The sequence below is a fragment of the Lonsdalea iberica genome (assembly GCF_002111585.1).
GTDB lineage: Bacteria > Pseudomonadota > Gammaproteobacteria > Enterobacterales > Enterobacteriaceae > Lonsdalea > Lonsdalea iberica.
On sequence record NZ_LUTP01000034.1, the window covers coordinates 14,158 to 31,986 of the forward strand.

General features: G+C 54.8%; 10 protein-coding genes and 1 pseudogene. 7 read left to right on the top strand and 4 right to left on the bottom strand.

The window, feature by feature from the left end; translation table 11 throughout:
* Positions 1-13 precede the first annotated feature (13 nt).
* Positions 14-304, bottom strand: coding sequence for a PTS sugar transporter subunit IIB (locus tag AU511_RS12685; protein ID WP_094101881.1), 291 nt, complete (start codon positions 302-304; stop codon positions 14-16).
* 9 nt (positions 305-313) lie between these two features.
* A complete protein-coding gene (locus tag AU511_RS12690; protein ID WP_094109907.1) occupies positions 314-1,294 on the bottom strand; it encodes a 6-phosphofructokinase in 981 nt (326 codons plus the stop codon).
* A gap of 590 nt (positions 1,295-1,884) precedes the next feature.
* Between AU511_RS12690 and AU511_RS12695 the strand changes: the two genes are divergently transcribed.
* The 3 genes from AU511_RS12695 to AU511_RS12705 all read left to right on the top strand — a co-directional run bounded on the left by AU511_RS12695 (position 1,885) and on the right by AU511_RS12705 (position 15,644).
* Positions 1,885-3,525 carry a ShlB/FhaC/HecB family hemolysin secretion/activation protein gene (locus AU511_RS12695; RefSeq protein ID WP_240503830.1) on the top strand — a complete coding sequence of 547 codons (1,641 nt, stop codon included), beginning with the start codon at positions 1,885-1,887 and terminating at the stop codon, positions 3,523-3,525.
* Between the two features lie 72 nt (positions 3,526-3,597).
* Positions 3,598-15,213 (top strand): hemagglutinin repeat-containing protein, encoded by an 11,616-nt coding sequence (locus AU511_RS12700; protein ID WP_094109909.1) that lies wholly within the window; start codon positions 3,598-3,600, stop codon positions 15,211-15,213.
* Entirely contained in the window at positions 15,213-15,644 is a 432-nt protein-coding gene (locus AU511_RS12705) for a hypothetical protein (RefSeq protein ID WP_094109910.1), read from the top strand. The genes AU511_RS12700 and AU511_RS12705 overlap by 1 nt, the downstream gene beginning before the upstream one ends.
* 41 nt (positions 15,645-15,685) lie before the next feature.
* On the opposite strand, the gene AU511_RS12710 is transcribed toward AU511_RS12705, so the two are convergent.
* Positions 15,686-15,928: a SymE family type I addiction module toxin gene (locus AU511_RS12710; protein ID WP_094109911.1), complete on the bottom strand. Its 243-nt coding sequence runs from the start codon at positions 15,926-15,928 to the stop codon at positions 15,686-15,688.
* A gap of 24 nt (positions 15,929-15,952) precedes the next feature.
* Between AU511_RS12710 and AU511_RS18010 the strand changes: the two are divergent.
* The 3 genes and pseudogenes from AU511_RS18010 to AU511_RS12725 form a co-directional block, all read left to right on the top strand.
* Positions 15,953-16,590 (top strand): annotated as a pseudogene (locus tag AU511_RS18010) (VENN motif pre-toxin domain-containing protein); the annotation flags it as partial.
* Between the two features lie 45 nt (positions 16,591-16,635).
* On the top strand, positions 16,636-16,890 hold the full coding sequence (locus AU511_RS12720; RefSeq protein ID WP_420843457.1) for a polymorphic toxin type 50 domain-containing protein: 255 nt from the start codon (positions 16,636-16,638) through the stop codon (positions 16,888-16,890).
* Between the two features lie 8 nt (positions 16,891-16,898).
* A complete protein-coding gene (locus tag AU511_RS12725; protein ID WP_094109912.1) occupies positions 16,899-17,204 on the top strand; it encodes a MafI2 family immunity protein in 306 nt (101 codons plus the stop codon).
* Positions 17,205-17,250: 46 nt separating this feature from the next.
* Here AU511_RS12725 and AU511_RS12730 read toward each other — a convergent pair whose 3' ends face one another.
* Positions 17,251-17,493: a SymE family type I addiction module toxin gene (locus AU511_RS12730; RefSeq protein WP_094109913.1), complete on the bottom strand. Its 243-nt coding sequence runs from the start codon at positions 17,491-17,493 to the stop codon at positions 17,251-17,253.
* On the opposite strand from AU511_RS12730, the gene AU511_RS12735 reads away from it, so the two are divergent.
* Positions 17,476-17,829: VENN motif pre-toxin domain-containing protein (locus AU511_RS12735; protein WP_240503829.1), on the top strand; the 354-nt coding region annotated here is incomplete at its 3' end. The two genes, AU511_RS12730 and AU511_RS12735, sit on opposite strands and share 18 nt — an antisense overlap.

Below are 17,829 nucleotides of genomic sequence, written 5' to 3' on the forward strand. Positions count from 1 at the left end.
GGTCACCTCATTTTTAGAGAGAATTCAGGTATGCGAGGATTTTTTCTTCAATTTCTTTTTTGTCGGTGAGTTTGTTTAATATAATGACTTTCTTCTTATCCTCTTCGCTGGCGTCTGACGTTAAAATGTCCGCAAACATTTTTTGGGTAAGAATAATGTCGTATTTGTAGGATGACGCTTCCGATACCGTGGTGTGATCGATATTCGCATCGATAGCGAGTTTTTGTAATACGGACTTGGCGCTCATTTCAATAGCGAAACTGGAACCGAGACCGCAGCCGCATACGCAGAGTACATTCAGCATAATATTACCTCAGATAAGGTGATTTACTTTAGCGAGCTTGTAGAGATAACTATCTTCGTTAACCAATCGTTTTTTAATGTTTTCAAGATCTATCGGTATGGCTTTATTGTTATTGTTGATGACAACAATTTTATTAGTCAGGCCGCTGTGAATACATCTCACGAGCTCTTCTGCGAGAATAGCGCCCTGAATGATCTCCTCTCCTGTCGGCGTGCCATTTCTTAAACCGTATCCCAGAATCGTTTTTCGGATTCGAATGCCTATTTTGTGTTCTATTTTGCCAATCATGGTATCAATCGCCCCTTGAAATCCGGGGGTATATTCTTTGGTATATCCTTCAGAACATAAAATAATGACGCTATTCTGTATTTTTATTTTTTGTTTTATCTGGTCCGCCAGGACATCAATGTCCCAGGGGGATTCTGGAATAAGCGCAATATCCGCATTACTTTTCAACGCCGCCTGTAAGGTCAGTTCGCCGCAGTAGCCTCCCAGCAGTTCGATAATAAATATGCGTCCCGGCAGGCCGCGTCCGGTATTCCGTAATTTGGCGACTTCACTAATGACCTGTTCGCAGGCGGTGGAAAATCCGATGGTATAACTGTCGCCGTCAACATCGTTATCGATCGTCATTCCCACGCCGTAACAGCAGACGCCGTAGCCGCTCAATGTCTTCAAAAACTGAAAAGAGCCGTCGCCGCCCCCCATGATCAGACAGTCCAGTTTTTTATGGCGGATGTTCTTTACGATTTTCTCGTAGTCGGATTTCCGGCACTTATCCTCTTTCCGTCCCGACGCAACCAGCGGTACCGACGAGAGGGATAAGTCGATCAGATCGCGACGCGCGATGTCTTTGCAGCGATTCTCGATCAGCCCATTAATCCCGCCGTCGAAAATTACCATGTCAGATTCGGTCATCCGGTTGATCTGAAATAGAAAATTATTCATTCCGCTGACATCGCCGCCGCTCAATACCAATCCTATTCTCATAGTTGACCTCGGATGAAGACTCCTCAGTGACTGTGGGATCGGATAGTAGAGACGAAGGGATTGATTTTTTTTGGAGCATGTCACACTTATGCAACATACCCCTCGGGGAGCGAGGCTTGACAGGCCATTTCAACCTTAAATTCTGTGATGGGAATCACTCTATTTTCTTGGCGTCAATCTAATGACCATAAGTAATTATTTGTTTTACATATATTTTGGTTATAGAACGTTTGACGAACAGGCGAGGCGGTTTTGCTCAGGAAATCGGATGCTGATTCTGTGATTTTCTTCACATTCCGTGGGCGTAAAGCGAGAGGCGAGTTCTGGGGGGAAGGGCTGCGTTGAGGGGAATCAGAAGATCTTACTGATTTTCAGGAGGATAAGGAAACACCATCGGGTATTGACCGTATGACGCACATAATATGCTTGCTTTTAATACCAGCGAATGAATAATACGTCGAAATTTACATAATCTTACGATTAATGGATGAAATCTTTTCATTAAAGGGATTTTTCTGATGTGTTTTTCTTATTCAAGGTCGTTCTCCCCAGTGTTAGCTGCAACGGTGCTTGCCTATGCTTCCTCGGTGATGGCGGCAGACATCACCGATGCGCCCATGCAAGGGGCGGCCGTGATTGATGCTCGCGAGCAGCTCCGCCAGCAAGAGCGAGAGCGTGCGCTGCGAGAGCAGAACACCCCGCAGGCTGATGTTCGCCTTCAGATGCCTGACGCCGTGTCGCCGGGCTACCCGGCACAGGAAAATCCCTGTTTTACCATCAATCACCTCGCATTACAGGGGGAGGCTTCCGAGCAATTCCAGTGGGCTCTGGCATCTGCCGATGACGCCAACGGCCGCTGTCTGGGCGCTCAGGGCATCATGCTTGCCATCAACAAAGTTCAAAATGCCATTCTCGCCAAAGGTTACGTGACAACCCGAGTGATGGCGCAGGAGCAGGACTTAACCCAAGGAACGCTGACACTCACTCTTCAGCCGGGTCGTATCGGCGATATTCGTTTCGCCCAACCGACATCGTGGCGTGGGCGGTTATGGAATGCCATTCCGGCATCGCGCGGCGATATACTCAATTTGCGGGATGTCGAACAGGGACTGGAAAACCTCAAGCGCGTCCCCAGTGCCAGTGCGGATATTCAGATTGTGCCAGGCGAACAGGAGGGCGCCAGCGACTTGCTGGCCAATTGGCAAAGTCAGCGTCCGATTCGCCTGAGTCTGGGGCTTGATGACAGCGGTTCTGAAAGTACCGGCCGTTATCTGGGCAGTGCCACGCTCGCTATCGACGCGCCTTTCGCACAAAACGATTTGTTCTACGCCAATATCGGCAGAGATATGTTTGCTCAAGGGCCGTACGGGAACCGCTCTAACACACTGAACTACTTCTTCCCCGTCGGCTATTGGGCGTTTTCGGCTAACTATAGCGACTACACCTACCATCAAAATATCCCCAACGCGAATGAAGTCCTGAGCTACAACGGAAAAAGCGACAACGTCGTCGCGACCGTTTCCAGATTACTCTTCCGCAATCAGTCCCATAAAACCACGCTCAATATGCGGACCTACCGCAAACACGCCACAAACGCCGTTAATGGCATTGAGATCGAACAGCAGCGTCGCCGCACCGCGGGCTGGGAGTTGGGCATCAATCAGCGCAGTTACTTCGGTGATACCACGATCGACGCCAATGTCAGCTGGCGTCGCGGGACGGGCGCGTTTGGCGCGACGCCTGCGCCTGAAGAGAAAACGCATAGCGGCAGTGCGCGAACAGGATTGCTGCTGGGCGACGTGAGTATCAATCAACCTTTCGCCTTTATCGAGCAACCCCTGCGTTATTACACCAGCGTGCGCGGACAGTGGAGCGCGAATGCCTTAACCCCACAGGAACGTTTGGCTATCGCTGGACGTTACACGGTGCGCGGCTTTGATGGAGAGCAGATGCTGTCTGGCGAGCGCGGTGTTGTCTGGCGTAACGAATTAGGCTGGAACATCGGATCTCGGGGACATGAACTCTATCTGGCGCTGGATTATGGGCGAGTGGGCGGTCCCGGCGCTCGCGATCTGGTAGGACATCAGCTGACTGGCTCGGCCGTGGGGATCCGCGGAGCCCTTTGGCAGCATATCAGCTATGACCTGTTCGCGGGCGTACCGCTCGTGAAGCCAGACGCTTTCCACACATCAGGCGCGACGGCGGGCTTCAGCATCAACGTTGAAATCTGATCCTCGCTATCAGGTTCGCTGCCATTTTTTTGTTGTTATTCCAGGGATTAACCTTTTTCACGGAAGGAAGTCATGAACAAGCATTGTTACCGTCTTATTTTTAGCCGCACGCACGGCGAGTTGCGTGTTGTTTCCGAACTGGCACGTAGTTGCAGCGGCGAACCCGGTCAGACCCGCGGTCCGGGCGCCGCTCGTCTGTGGGTGACGGTACGTCGTGCGGTCTGGATGCTGGGGCTGGCGTTGTTCGCCAGTCCGACGCTGGCGGCGGGCATTGTGGCGGATAGCGGTGCGGCGGCGGGCCAACGACCCGATGTCATTGCTACGCAAAATGGCCTTCCTCAGGTCAACATCACCGCGCCGAATCAGGCCGGGATTTCCCACAATCAGTACAGCCAGTTCGATGTCGAACAACAAGGGGCCATTCTCAATAACTCGGCGGCAATGACCTCCACCCAGATGGCGGGGATGATTCAGGGCAACCCCAACCTGAATGCCGGTAGCGCGCCAGCCAAAGTCATCCTGAATGAAGTTAATAGCACCAATCCCAGCCAGCTTCGCGGCTATATGGAAGTGGCGGGCGGACGCGCTCAGGTCATCGTGGCTAACCCGGCGGGGATTGTCTGCGACGGCTGCGGGACGATCAACGCAGGGCGGATGACCCTGACGACCGGTAAACCCCAACTCAATGCGGATGGCAGCCTGGCCGGTTATCAGGTGGAACGCGGCGTTGTGCGTATCGATGGCGGCGGGCTGAACGGCGACGCCCGGCATGATACGGAGTATGTCGATGTTCTGGCCCGTGCGGTTGAGGTGAATGCGGGCGTCTGGGCCAAAGAGAAAATCAACGTTGTCGCCGGTCGCAACCGTGTCAGCTCAGACGGTGGAACCGTCGAGCCTTCTGCGGCGTCGGACGAGGCTAAACCCGAGCTGGCTATCGATATGGGCCAGATGGGGGGCATGTACAGCGGCCAGATTCATATGATCGGCACGGAAGCGGGCGTTGGCGTCCGCAATCAGGGCGGTCAACTGCAGGCGGGAAAAACGCTGACCGTCAGCAGCGAGGGCCGATTGGTCTGGCAGCCGGCCCAGCAGGACGCGGTGACGCAGGCGGGAGAGTCCATCAGCCTCACGGCCAATAACGATATTGAGCACGACGGAAAATTACACAGCGGCGGCACGCTGAATGTCCAGAGCCGCGCGGGTTCGATTAAACAGTCCGGTACGCTGGCGGCGGCCGGCGATGTCCAGCTTTCTGCGGCCGAGGGAATTGCAAATACCGGGCACCTGCTGGCAGGGAGTGATGCCAACAGTACGTTGGTCAATGATGCCGATCTCACGCTGACCAGCCAGGGCGATGTGCGCAGCAGCGGCAGCCTGTTGAGTCAGAAAAATGTCGCGTTGACCGGTAAACGCGTCGATATCAGTCAGGCGCAGCTTGCCGCCCAGCGTACGACGGTCACCGCACAAAGTGGCGGCGTCGGATTGCAGCAAGCCAAAGTCGATAGCCAGCAGTTCACCATCGACACCACGGGCGATATTGATGCCCGGCAGGCGCAGGTTAAGGCGGGAGCCTGGGCGGTGGACGGCAACACGATGTCCAACCAGCAGGCGGTCTGGGTTCAGTCTGACACCGGAGAAAGCCGGTTTACGTTGAGCGGTGTGCTTGATAATACCAGCGGTAATATTGAGGCGAACAACCTGAGTTTGTTTACCGGCGCGCTCGATAACCAGAGTGGCCGACTGGTGTCGCTGGATAGCAACGCACGGGAGTGGCAGGTAGAAGGATTGCTGAATAACAGCGATGGCGAGCTGGGAAGCAACGGCGACCTGGCGCTCAATGTCGGCACGCTGAAAAATCAGGCAGGCTCGGTTAAAAGCCTGCAGGCGCTGCGAATGAACAGCGCAGGCGATGTGGATAACACCCACGGCACGCTGATGGCGAGTCAAGATCTCAGCCTGTCGGCAGGACATATCGATAACGACGCTGGGGTTGTTGGCGGAGAACAGTTACAACTCACGACTCAACGTTTGAATAACAATCTCGGGCGAATCATCAGTCAGCAGAATCTGCAATTGACCGCGCAGCAGGGGTTAGATAACCAGCGAGGCTTTATTGGGGCCGGGCAGGATCTCGCTATCCAGACCGACGGTGACTGGAACAATCAGGGCGGCACCGCGCAGAGTGAAACGCTGATTAGCGCCACGGCAAATAATATCCAAAACGATAGCGGCAAGCTGTTGTCAGGCGACCACCTCTCGCTTAATGCCGCTGGCGGCGTCGACAACCAGGCGGGAGAGATCAGTGCGACGGCGGTTGAACTCGGCGCGACAAATTTCGCGAATGAGAAAGGGAAGGTCATTGGTCAGCGCTCGCTGGCGGTGAATGCGGCGCAGGCGCTGAACAATGCGCAGGGACTGTTGTCCTCCGGCGAGAAACTGGTACTACACACTGACGGGGTATTGACCAACCGGGACGGGGAAGCCAGCGGGGGGGAGCTCAACGTCACGGCCGGACAGCTTGATAACGCGCAGGGTCACGTTATCGCCGGACAAAACCTGAACCTGCATGTTCAGGGCGGAGTAGATAATACTGCCGGACTGCTTGAAGCCGCCGATAAGCTTGACGTTCAGACCGAAGGCGACTGGAACAATCAGCAGGGAACCGCGCAAGGCGGAGGCCAGGTGGTCGCGACGGCCCGTCAGCTCGATAACACCCTGGGGCGGCTACAGTCAGGCGGCGCGTTATCGCTGAACACGGTTGCCGATGTCATCAACCAGTCAGGTAAATTGACGGCTCAGGACGACCTCAACTGGCGAGGCGCATCCACCAGCTTACTGAATAATGACAGCGGTTCGTTACAGAGCGGCGGCGATCTGGTTCTGAACGGCGGGCGTCTGAGCAACCGTCAGCAGGGCGTGGTACTGGGCCAGCAAGCCCTTTCCTTCGATCTGTCATCGGACTGGGATAATCAGGGCGGTCAGTTGACCAGTCAGGGGCCGGCCGTGCTGCGTGCCGCTAATCTGTACAACGCGCAGGGAACGGTTAACGCATTGGGCAGTCTGGACATGCAGCTGACCGAGACGCTGGATAACGGCAGCGGCCGTATTTTCAGTCGATCCTCGCAAACGCTGGCGGCACAAGACATCCTGAACGATCAGGGTTGGATGGGCAGTCAGGGCGAGTGGCGTGCCGACGCCGGCCGTTTTGACAATACGAAGGGCAGCGTGCAGTCGCAACAGGGCGCACAACTGACGGCCGACGCGTTAACCAACGTGGAAGGGGGATTGCAGTCCGCTGACGATATGACCTTGAGGGTAGCGGGCGATATCGATAACCGTGCGGGTAAGATCAGCGCGCAGCATCAGCTGAATGTGCGGGGCAACACGGCGGACGACGATACCGGTGCCGTGAATAATGCGGGTGGACAGTGGCTGGCGGGTGAAGGTTTCAGTCTGGCGGCGCAGAAGCTGGATAACACGCAGGGCGGGTTGTTGTATAGCCAGAAGCAGCTCGATCTGGACATCGAAACCCAGCTCGATAATCGGCAAGGCAAGCTGCAAAGCGGCGAAACGCTGACGCTTAATGCGCAATCCCTTCAAAACGATGGCGGCACGTTAGATAGCCAGCAACAGATGGTGCTGAGCACGTCGGGCGAGCTGAGCAATCAGGGCGGGGCGCTGCGCAGCAATGGCGATCAGCGCATTGCCGCCCATCATCTGAACAACCAGCGCGGCATCGTCAGCAGCCAAAGCGGCCTGACTATCAATGCGCCGCTGTTGGACAACGCGGGCGGCACGCTCATCAGTCAAGGCGTAGGGACGTACCATGTCGATACGCTGAATAACTCGCAGGGCAAACTGCATAGCGGTGATGCGCTGGCGCTGACCGGGAGTCAGGTCAACAATCAGGCGGGACAGCTGGTTTCCACACAGGATTTGGTCCTCATCGCCGCACAGCTGAACAATAATGGACAAGGGACCATCAGCAGTCAGGGCGCGTTGGATATCCAAAGTGACACGGTGAATAACCGCGATGGCGGATTGGTCCTGGGGACCACGCGCACAGGGGTGACCGCACGAGCGGCGGATAATACGGCAGGGCGCCTGCAAAGCGCCGGGGCCATGACGCTGACAGGACTGACCCAGTTAGATAACACTCAGGGGCGCGTGATCGCAAACGGGCCGCTCAGCATTAATGCTCTCAGCAGTCGTCTGACGCGCGCGGCGTCGGCGTTGTCGGTATTGAACCCCAACGGGTTGATGCAGAGTGGGGCATCGCTGGTTCTCGATGCCTTGTCCCTGAACAATCAGGGCGGTACGTTGCAGAGTCAGCAGGCGTTAAGCCTCAGCGTACAGCAGGACTACACTCATCGTGCGGGCGACACTGTGAGCAGCAACGGCGCGCTCACGTTTTCCGTCGCCGGCGTTTTAACCAATATGACGGACTGGCTGCTTCCGGGTGACCTGACCTTGAACAGCGCTCACGTCAATAACCAAGGCGCTCTGGTCGGCAAGTCACTGCAGATCACGACCGGGCAATTGACTAACCGCGGACGGATTGAAGCGGACGCGATGACGCTTGATTTCGACACGCTGGATAACCCCAACGCGGTGATGGGCGACAATCTGACCCTGCGCGGCCGCGTCATTGATAACTACGGCTCGGGGGCGGTGCTGGCGGCTACGCAGTCGCTCAATTTACGTGGTAATGAACGTCTGACTAACCGTGACGGCGCCCTGATTTTCAGCGGCGGCAGCTTACAATTGGGCAGTCAGGATCTCATTGAAAACCGGGCCAGCGCGATCGAGGCGGACGGCAATGTGACGGTCGATGCGCAGCGGTTGGTCAACGAGCGTGTGGGGCTGAACATCGAGCGCGATGCGGAGTCCAGCAATTACAAATGGCAGCGCTATAACTATTTCTGGCGCTCCTACGACTTGACGGTCAATCCCGACAAGAACACCGTGGCCCCCGTCACACAGTCGCTGTCTTATCAAAATGACGCGGAGGCGCAAAGCAACCCTTACGGCACTATTCTGGCGCTTGACGCGGCAGGCAAGCGCGCGCAGGTCCGCGTCAAAAACACCTCTGGGACGTTAACGGACATGTGGGTCAATTACCTTGCCCTCCAGCCGAATACGGATGGCAGCTATGCCATGACGTTTTATCAAACCACGGGATATTGGCAGAGAGCGGTGCCGACGCCTTACCAAAACACCGTCTGGCGCGAATTCAACAGCGGCAGGTTGGAGCAGTGGGATCCGGAAAAGCACATCGATATTTACAATGCGCCAAACGTCACGGACTACAACAACCTGCGTGAGCGTACGGTGACCGGCTCGCTCACGCGTGACAGACTGATTTCGGAAGGGACCGGCGCTCGAATTCTGGCGGGCGGCGACATGACGCTGCGTATCAACGGCTCCTTGCTTAACGACGCCAGCGTGATTACCGCAAATGGCAATCTGGGGATTGAAGGGGGCGGCAACGTTGATAACCGGGGATACTCCGTCAACGAACATCGCACCGAAGTGATTGCCGACCACTACGACAGAGATACGCGTCACTGGTATCCCACCACAAACTACGATGCCACCACGGCCCTTACGACGATCGACGGCATCATTTCCGGTCAAGGAAAGGCCGCCATCACCGCGGCGAATATTACCAATACCACCGTGAATCAGGCTCAGATAAGCAGCGTGGAAGCGGCGCTTAAAGCGGCCGAGGCGGAAAGGGCCGAGTGGGAACGTAACCCGCTGGCGTTTAGCGTTGAGGGTGTCGACGGGCAGCAGGCTAACGTGGCGCTTTCGCCTGGCGGCAAAGCGACCGCCGGTAGTCCGTCTTCATTGGGACGACCGTTGCTTCCCGCCGAGCGGGCGCTGACGGCCAGGCAATCCGTCGGCAGCGTCGCTACATCGATTCCGGACAATGGTCTGTTCCGTCAGAATCCGGCGACGGGCAGCCCTTATCTGGTGGTTACCGACGAACGTTTTACCAGCCGCACGCAGTTTGTCAGCAGCGATTATCTGCTGTCGCAGGTCGGGTATGACCCGTCGACGGTGCATAAACGTCTGGGTGACGGATTCTACGAACAGCGCTTGGTGCGCGATCAGGTGCTGAGCCTGACAGGACGTCAGTCCGTTCAGGGTGAAGACGCGATGGCGCAGTACCAAAACCTGATGAACAACGGCGTTAAAGTGGCGCAGGACTTTCAACTGGTTACCGGCGTGGCGTTGACGCCGGAGCAGATCGCCTCACTTCAGCAGGATATCGTCTGGATGGTTGACGAGACGGTGGAGACGGCTGCTGGTCCGCAAACCGTTCTGGTGCCTAAGGTTTACCTCGCTCAATCCACGCTGCGCCTGGCAGGTGATGGCGCGCTGATTGCCGGTGGCGAACTAAATCTCTCTGCGGACAGCATCGCGAATGCGGGCAATCTGTTTGCCGACAAGGCGCTGAGCGTCGATGCGGGGCAATTTTCGCATCTGAGTGGCGATATCAAGGCTGACAGCATTAACGTTCAGGCGGACAGCCTGACCATGAGCACGAATCTTCAGGATGCCTTGCGTCAGGCCACTATGAGCGCCAGCGACATTAGCCTCAGCGGCAACGATATCCACCTGCAGGGCGCTAAGCTGGATGCGACGAATAACCTTAGTCTGAGCGCTCGCGATAATCTGGACATCAGCGCGGCGAAAAGCAGCTTCAAGTCTGATGGGGTGGAGGTCATTTCCGGTGCGATGGGCAATCGAACCAGCGATGGGATGGAAGAAGCCGGTGAGCGCATGGCGACTCTCAGCGGGGAGTGGCAACAGGCTCTGGGCAGCGAGCTGAAAGCCGGGGGAAATCTGGCGCTCAACGCCGGGCAAGACATTACGCTGCGCGGCAGCCAAGCCAGCGCGGGAGGCCAGCTAGGTGTGCAAGCCGGCGGCGATATCCATTTGCTGGCGGACAGATCCACCAACACCACGCACCTTGAGGCCAACAGCAGCACGTCGTCAGTGAGCAACAGTCGTGAGGAAGACCGTCTGCTACTCAGCTCATTGAGCGGCGCCAAGGGGGTCACCTTGATCGCAGGTCAGGATCTGCTCGCGGAAGGTGCTCAGGTCGACAGTACGGAAGGTCGGGTCCGCGTCGGCGCGGATAACGTGACGATTAAAGAGGCCCACCAGTTAACAAACGCCTTTGATAGCGAAAACAAAAAGGACGGACGGACGCAAAGCCAACGCACGATTGACAGCGCCAGCGATGTCGTCGTCGGCAGCACCTTGAGTGGTCAGGACGGCGTCACCGCCATTGCGCGCGAGGGCGACCTCTCCGTCACCGGCAGTACGCTGCACAGCGAACTCGGCGAGATTGCGCTACAGGCCAAAAACGATGTGGTGATAAACAGCGCAACCGAAAAAGAGTCTGAACATCTTGAAGAGCGTTCTCAGAAAAAAGGCTTTTTGAACAAGAGCGCCAGCTCCACGGTACAGGATGATAGCTTCACGACGGAAAGAGGCTCGCTACTGAGCGGCAACAGCATCAGCGTGAATGCGGGAAATGATTTGGGAGTAAAAGGCTCTTCTGTTGTCGCGCAGGGGGATGTTCGTCTGAAAGCGGTCAATGATGTCACTATTGAGGCAGCAACGGAAACGTCTTCAACTCTCAGTATAAAGGAGTCCAAAAAGAGCGGGGTATTGAGCAATAATCTCGGTATCACCATTGGTTCTCAATCAGCTAAGGCATCACATGAAGGGAATGAGGTGACGCAAAGCGAGGCGCGTAGCCTAATTGGAACGAGTGGCGGCAACGTAATAATCAACGCCGGTAATAAGGCGACGGTGAGCGCGTCGGACGTGACGGCGGCACGTCAAGACGGTGATATGGAACGTAAAACCGGTCATATCGATATCACGGCCAGTGATATTGATATTATCCCCGGCAAGGATGTAGTGCAGGAGACGGCAAAACAGTCCAGTAGCAGCAGAGGCGTAGGCATCTCTCTCTCCGATCCGGTTATCGACTCGGTGCGTAATATCCGGGCTATTAAGAAGAGTGACGACAGTGGTGTGACTAAAGCGAAGCAACTGTTAGATGAAGTGGGGGCGGCAGCTGCCGACGTTGCCGGTGGAGCCTCGTTGCCCGTCAGCTATGGACGTACATCCTCAAAAAGTGAATCACAGTACTACGCGGCGTTTTCGAGCGGCAGTAACCTCACGGCGGCTGGGAATATTCAGCTTAATGCCACCGGGGAAAAAGGTCAGGGTGACGTACTGATTAGCGGTAGCCGCCTCGGGGCTGAAGAATCTATCATTATTGATGCAAAAAACAGTGTAGATATCACGACCTCGACGGACAAAGAGAACCTGAGTACCCGCGCCGCTAGCAGCGCCTGGAGCGTGACTTCCGCAGTCCCGACCGTGGGTTCAGGCATACGTACCGTTAGCGGTGGGCCGAATCATGGCAGCGGCGTCTTGCCGTTTGGTATGGAAAAATCCAGCAGCGAAGGCGAACGGCAGACCAGCGCCCAGACCGGTAGCCAGATTGCGGGGAATGATATCTTTATCACCAGCAAAAACGGACATATCAATCTTGAGGGTAGCTCCCTCTCGTCGATCAACGATCTCCTGTTGTCTGCTGAAAGCGGCGGTATCAACGTTACCACTGGTACTAACACGATATCCGATAAACAGCACGGTAAAGACAGTATGGTGGGCAGTCTTGGCGGTGACGGATACAGCGGCAAGGTCGGTTACCGCAGCTCAAAACATGCGTCGCAGCTCGACAGCAATCAGCAGAGCATGCTGAAGAGTCAGATAACGAGTCAGCAGGGCAATATTGCCCTGGAAGCCAAGCAGGATTTAGCGCTAGAGGGGGCGGATATCCAGGCGGGTAAATCGCTGCTCCTGAGCGGTGACAATATCCATCTGGATGCGAGTGAAGATAGCCTGCACAACTCGAGCAAGTCCTCTTCTGCGCAGTATGGCGTCACGGCCTCCGCCTCTGGCTGGGCAGTTTCCGCCGCGAAGGCGCTGGAGAATGCGGTTCGTTCGAAAGAAGAGGGGCGTGACTCGCGTCTGACGGCTATCTATGCGGCTCAGGCGGCGCTGACGACCGCCACCGGCGTGGCTCAGGAGGCTTACAACGGTTCGCTGGTGAAGGTGAGCGTCGGGGTATCTGCTGGCAGCTCGAAAGAGCAGCAAGACTACCGTAGCCGGGAGGAGCAAGGAACACATCTGTTGGCGGGCGAGACGGTGCGCCTGGATGCGGATAAGGATATTGTGGGCCGGGGGGTGAGCATTGCGGGCAAGAATGTGGCGCTGGATGCAGGACGTGATATCACGCTGAGTGCGGCGCAAGATACGGAGAAAGAGCAGAGCCGGAGCAGCGGCAATCAGTTCTCTGTCGGTGTGGGCTTCTCGTTGATTGGTCAGCAAAACGGTTTCAGCATAGAGATAGGCGCCAGCCGTTCGCAGAGCAAAATGGAGGGCAATTCTCTGGTCAACCATAACAGCGAAGTCCGGGCCACGGACACGTTGACGGTGAACAGTGACCGGGATACCACTTTACAAGGCGCGGAGCTGTACGGGGAGCGGGTCGTCGCCGATGTTGGTCGCAACCTGACCATCAGCAGCCAACAGGACAGTGCGGAGTATCACAGTCGCTCGCACTCCACCGGACTCAATCTCAGTATCTGTGTCCCCCCCATCTGTGCGGGAGCCTCTTCTGCGTCCTCGGCCCAGGGCAGCATGGATATCAGCAGCGGCAGGATTAACAACGAATACCGTGCGGTGATAGACCAGAGCGGGGTGTTCGCGGGTCAAGGCGGTTTTGATATTTTTGTTGGCAACCATACCCAGCTGGATGGTGCTGTCATCGCCTCGGATGCGGAGGCGGCGAAAAACCGGCTCAGTACGGACACGTTGGGCTGGCGCGATATCGAGAACTGGGCGGAGTCCAGCGGTAGCCAGTATGCCTTGAGCGTATCCGGCGGCGTGGGAAAGCGTACGGACTCAGGTGGCGTGGTCGCGACCACGGGCGAGTCGCAGACAGGGGGATATCAAGGTTCGTCGGGGGGTAAGCCGTCGATGTCGATGGCGAACTACACGCAAAGGGTCACCAGCACGACGCACAGCGCGGTAGCTGAGGGTGACGTGATGGTCCGCGACAGCGCCAACCAGCAGCAGGATGTGGGGACGTTGAGTCGGGACACGGCGCATGCGCATAGCGCGCTGGACAATAATTTCGACAGGGATGCGATTCGAGACAAGCTGGAGATTCAGCAGCAGGCCACGGCACTGGGCACGCAGGCGATGACGGCGTATGCAGAGAGCCAGCAGGATGCGGCGAAACAGCAGGCGCGTGATGAGATGGCGGCATCGGGCGAGCTTGATGGGTTGAGCGAACCGGAGATTGAACAGCGGGTGCTGGCGTCGCCGACGTTCAAGAAGGCGGAAAGCGAGTACGGAGTAGGCAGTCCGTTCTGGACGGCAGGGACATCGGTGAGCGGTCTGCTGGCCGGGGCTCTGGGAGGCAATGTTCAGAGCGGAGCGGCAGCGGGAGCAGCCCCGGTGCTGGCAAAGCTGATAAAGGATGCGAGCGGAGATAATGAGGGGGCGCGTATAGCGCTGCATACGCTGGCGTCGGCGGTGCTTGCGAAAGCGCAGGGAGGGAATGCGACAGCGGGCGCGGCGGGGGGATTCATCGCTGCAGCGAGTGCAAAAACGCTAGCGCAGGCGATTTATGGAAAAGACGCCGGGGAATTGGCGCCGGATGAGAAAATGGTTATCCTCAATCTGGTTACGGCGCTGGGAGCGGCAGGCGGAGGCGTAGCCACCGGCGACACGAGCGGGATGGTGAGCGCGGGCAATGCGGCCAGGGTTGAGGTGGAGAATAACTCTTTGGCGGAAATCGCCGAGCAGCAAGTCTTCGGTGTATCGCAGGAAGAAAAGTACCAAAATGCGCAGAAGCAACTGGCAGCCGCCGTTGAGGAGTTCAAGGCACAGAACTGTGCTGGAATGAGTGCAGAAGCATGTTCGGCGAAGATCAGTGAACATCGTGACGAACTGCTGAAAGGTGCTGCCGGTTTTGGTTTAGACTTTGTTCCTGTTGTTGGTGATATCAAGAGTTTTGCGGAAGCGCAAAGTGCTCTGGATTATCTGGTTGCGGCTGTAGGGCTGATACCGGGAGCCGGTGATGCGGCGGGCAAGGCGATTAAAGCGGCAGAAACGGCGCTGAAGAAAGGGGATGTTGGTGAAGCGTCAAAACTCATCAATAAAGCCAGTGATGAGATTCAGGCAGTTAAGCCATTAGATGTGGGCTCATATAAAGAACTTAAAGATCGTTCAGTAGTGGGTGATAGCTTGGAGCATGACCATATCCCCTCTTTTGCCGCTCTGAGAACAGCAAAGGAAAATGAGTTAGGTAGGAAATTGTCTCCAACGGAAGAAAAAATTCTATATCAAAATGCTACGGCTGTAGAGGTTCCTAAAGATATTCACCGGGCTGGGCCTACTTATGGTGGGAAAAATACAGCAGCACAAGTTCAGCAAGATGCGTTAGATCTCTGTGGTGCTGTGTGCCGCGATACTGATGCTTTGAGAGCCAATATGATAGAGCGTGGTTATGAGCCGGCTCTGGTTGATGATGCTGTAAAGAAAATTATTGACAGGAATCGGCAAACAGGAGTCATTAAATAATGTTGGCATGGAATAATCTTGTTGAAATGCTAGGTTGCTCGAAGGCGAATAATGAGTTTATTTATCTTCCTCAAAAACTTAATGAATTACCTGTTTTTGAAGAAGGTGTTTTAGGTGATCGAAGTTATTACTCATTTTTTAATTCTGGTATTTTATTTTTATTAGAAGACGATCTGGTAAATCAAATTAGTTTGTATATGCAAGCCGATGAAGGATTCTCTATCTATACAGGGGAACTGCCTTTACCTGTTAATGGGCGTGAGTCAGAGATTATACGGGTGTTGGGGGTTCCTTCGGAATCTGGAGGTGGAAAAATGGATATGCTTTTGGGGTATATCAATCGCTGGATAAAATATAAAATAGAAAATTATACACTCCATATTCAGTTTGATCAGAATGATAAACTATGTAGAGTGACTCTCATGCAGTAAAAAAGATCCCGGCCCTGAGCCGGGATCGTCGTTTTTGGCGCTTAGAGCCTAATCTCCGCCTCAATCACCAGTCGCCCGCGCTTAACGGTGACGATAACGGGCTGGCCGGTGTTAAAGCCGAGTTCTTCCAGCCACCTGCCGCTGAGCTTAAGCTGCGGGCTGGGCGGTTTTTTACCGCCGTTGGGGACGTAACCGACGGTGTAATGCCGCTCGCAATGTTCTTTTTTAGCCGTGTTAGCGGCTTGGGTTACGGGTGTCCCTGGCTTATGATGTGTGTCAGCCATAATCAACTGACCTGCTCCCCGGCGATAGAATTGGCGTTGTACGGGACATCGGACAGCAGAGAGTTATCGACGCAACAGAAAGACAACCTAAGCGCATTGGCGTCGCTGGCGTCAGGGATTGCGGCGGGGTGAGCAGCGACAGCACCGCGGGTGCAGCGACGGGCGCTCAGGCGGGTAAGAATGCGGTTGAGAATAATTATCTGAGCAGTAAGCAGATAGATGCGTGGTCGGCTGAAATGAAATCTTGCCAAGCTAATGGCGGTGACTGTAGCGGTATTATCAAGAAGTACGACGAACTAAGTACTGCTCAGCAACAACAGCTTATCAGCGACTGTGCAACCAGTCCGACAACCTGCCAGCAGAAATACGGCGATGTACTGACCGACAGTCTGGCTGTGAAACAGTCAATAGATCGTGCTCTGGGTGAAGATATCCCGATCAAGATGGTCTACGATCTGACGGCGACTTTTGCACAGCAAATGTAGGTTGAAGGTGTTGTCGCGACAAACAAAGTCTCCGAGGCGCTCCAGAAAGAATATGGTCTGGATAATATTCAGGCAGATATTATTGCGGGTGCGGCGTTAAGTGCGCTGGGTGGAGTGAGTAAAGCAGGTAAAGGTTCCGGTAGTTCTGCAAGCAGCATAGCTAAACCTTCGATTAATCAAGGCCAGCAGAATAAACACGTACCAGGAACTAATGAATACAAAATAGCGTCTGAAGCTGGATTAAATAAAAGTGTACTCACAGTTCAGCCTGATTCATTACTTTCAAAATTAGGAACAGGCCAACAGGTCGGTAATACGGCTATTGGAACACCAGGTTCTAAGGAAAGGATTAACTATGGCAAAGTCATTGGGAACTATATAGATCCTCAAACAGGCGTGTCCACGCCGACTACTAATGGTATTGTGCACTATGGAAAAAATGGTGTTCATATTGTTCCTGCAAGGCCAACGGAGTAAACGGAATCATGAAAAAACAAACTGATTTTAATAACTATTTTAAGCTATCCATACAAAGAGCTTTACTTGGTAATGTTACTAATAACATGCGAGCAATAACGGCAGAGCTAAGTGAAGATAATATTAAGATATTTTTTTATTATGATGGTGAAATACATGAAAATGACGAAGAAACTGTTTCTGAAATAGAGACTGAAGTAATGGCTGATTTTGATGAGTATTGTAATTTTGACGTGAATATAATACGTCTTGATTATCCAAACCCGATAAAAAAAAGGAGCGGGTTCTGCGTATACCTAAGAAAAGAATCTTAATTAAAATCCCGGCCCCTAAAAAGGCTGGAATCGTTGTTTTTACCGGTCAGAAGCGCAGTTCCGCTTCAATGACCAGTTTACCCCGCTCAACGGTGACGATAACCGACTGGCCGGTGTTGAAGCCGAGTTCTTCCAGCCACTTGCCGCTGAGCTTAAGCTGCGGGCTGAGCGGTTTTTTACCGCCGTTGGGGACGTAACCGACGGTGTAATGCCGCTCGCAATGTTCTTTTTTAGCCGTGTCAGCGACTTGGGTTACGGGTGTCCCTGGCTTATGATGTGTGTAAACCATAATCAACTGACCTGCTCCCCGGCGATAGAATTGGCGTTGTACGGGACATCGGACAGCAGAGAGTTATCGACGCAACAGAAAGACAACCTGAGCGCATTGGCGACGCTGGCGTCAGGGATTGCGGCGGGGGTGAGCAGCGACAGCACAGCGGGTGCAGTGACGGGCGCGCAGGCGGGTAAGAATGCGGTTGAGAATAACTATCTGAGTGTGTCTGAGAAATCAGAGCTTGAGATAGCGAAGCAAAAACTCCGTAACAGCAAAGACCCGGCAGAGCGGGAGCAGGCCGAGAAAGACGTTGCCCGGTTAACGGAACTGGATATCTCAAGGGATGGTGCT

Coding starts and splice junctions, on each gene's coding strand:
- AU511_RS12700 (WP_094109909.1), top strand. CDS start 3,598: ATGAACAAGCATTGTTACCGTCTTATTTTTAGCCGCACGCACGGCGAG.
- AU511_RS12685 (WP_094101881.1), bottom strand. CDS start 304: ATGCTGAATGTACTCTGCGTATGCGGCTGCGGTCTCGGTTCCAGTTTC.
- AU511_RS12730 (WP_094109913.1), bottom strand. CDS start 17,493: ATGGTTTACACACATCATAAGCCAGGGACACCCGTAACCCAAGTCGCT.
- AU511_RS12725 (WP_094109912.1), top strand. CDS start 16,899: ATGAAAAAACAAACTGATTTTAATAACTATTTTAAGCTATCCATACAA.
- AU511_RS12710 (WP_094109911.1), bottom strand. CDS start 15,928: ATGGCTGACACACATCATAAGCCAGGGACACCCGTAACCCAAGCCGCT.
- AU511_RS12695 (WP_240503830.1), top strand. CDS start 1,885: ATGGCGGCAGACATCACCGATGCGCCCATGCAAGGGGCGGCCGTGATT.
- AU511_RS12690 (WP_094109907.1), bottom strand. CDS start 1,294: ATGAGAATAGGATTGGTATTGAGCGGCGGCGATGTCAGCGGAATGAAT.
- AU511_RS12705 (WP_094109910.1), top strand. CDS start 15,213: ATGTTGGCATGGAATAATCTTGTTGAAATGCTAGGTTGCTCGAAGGCG.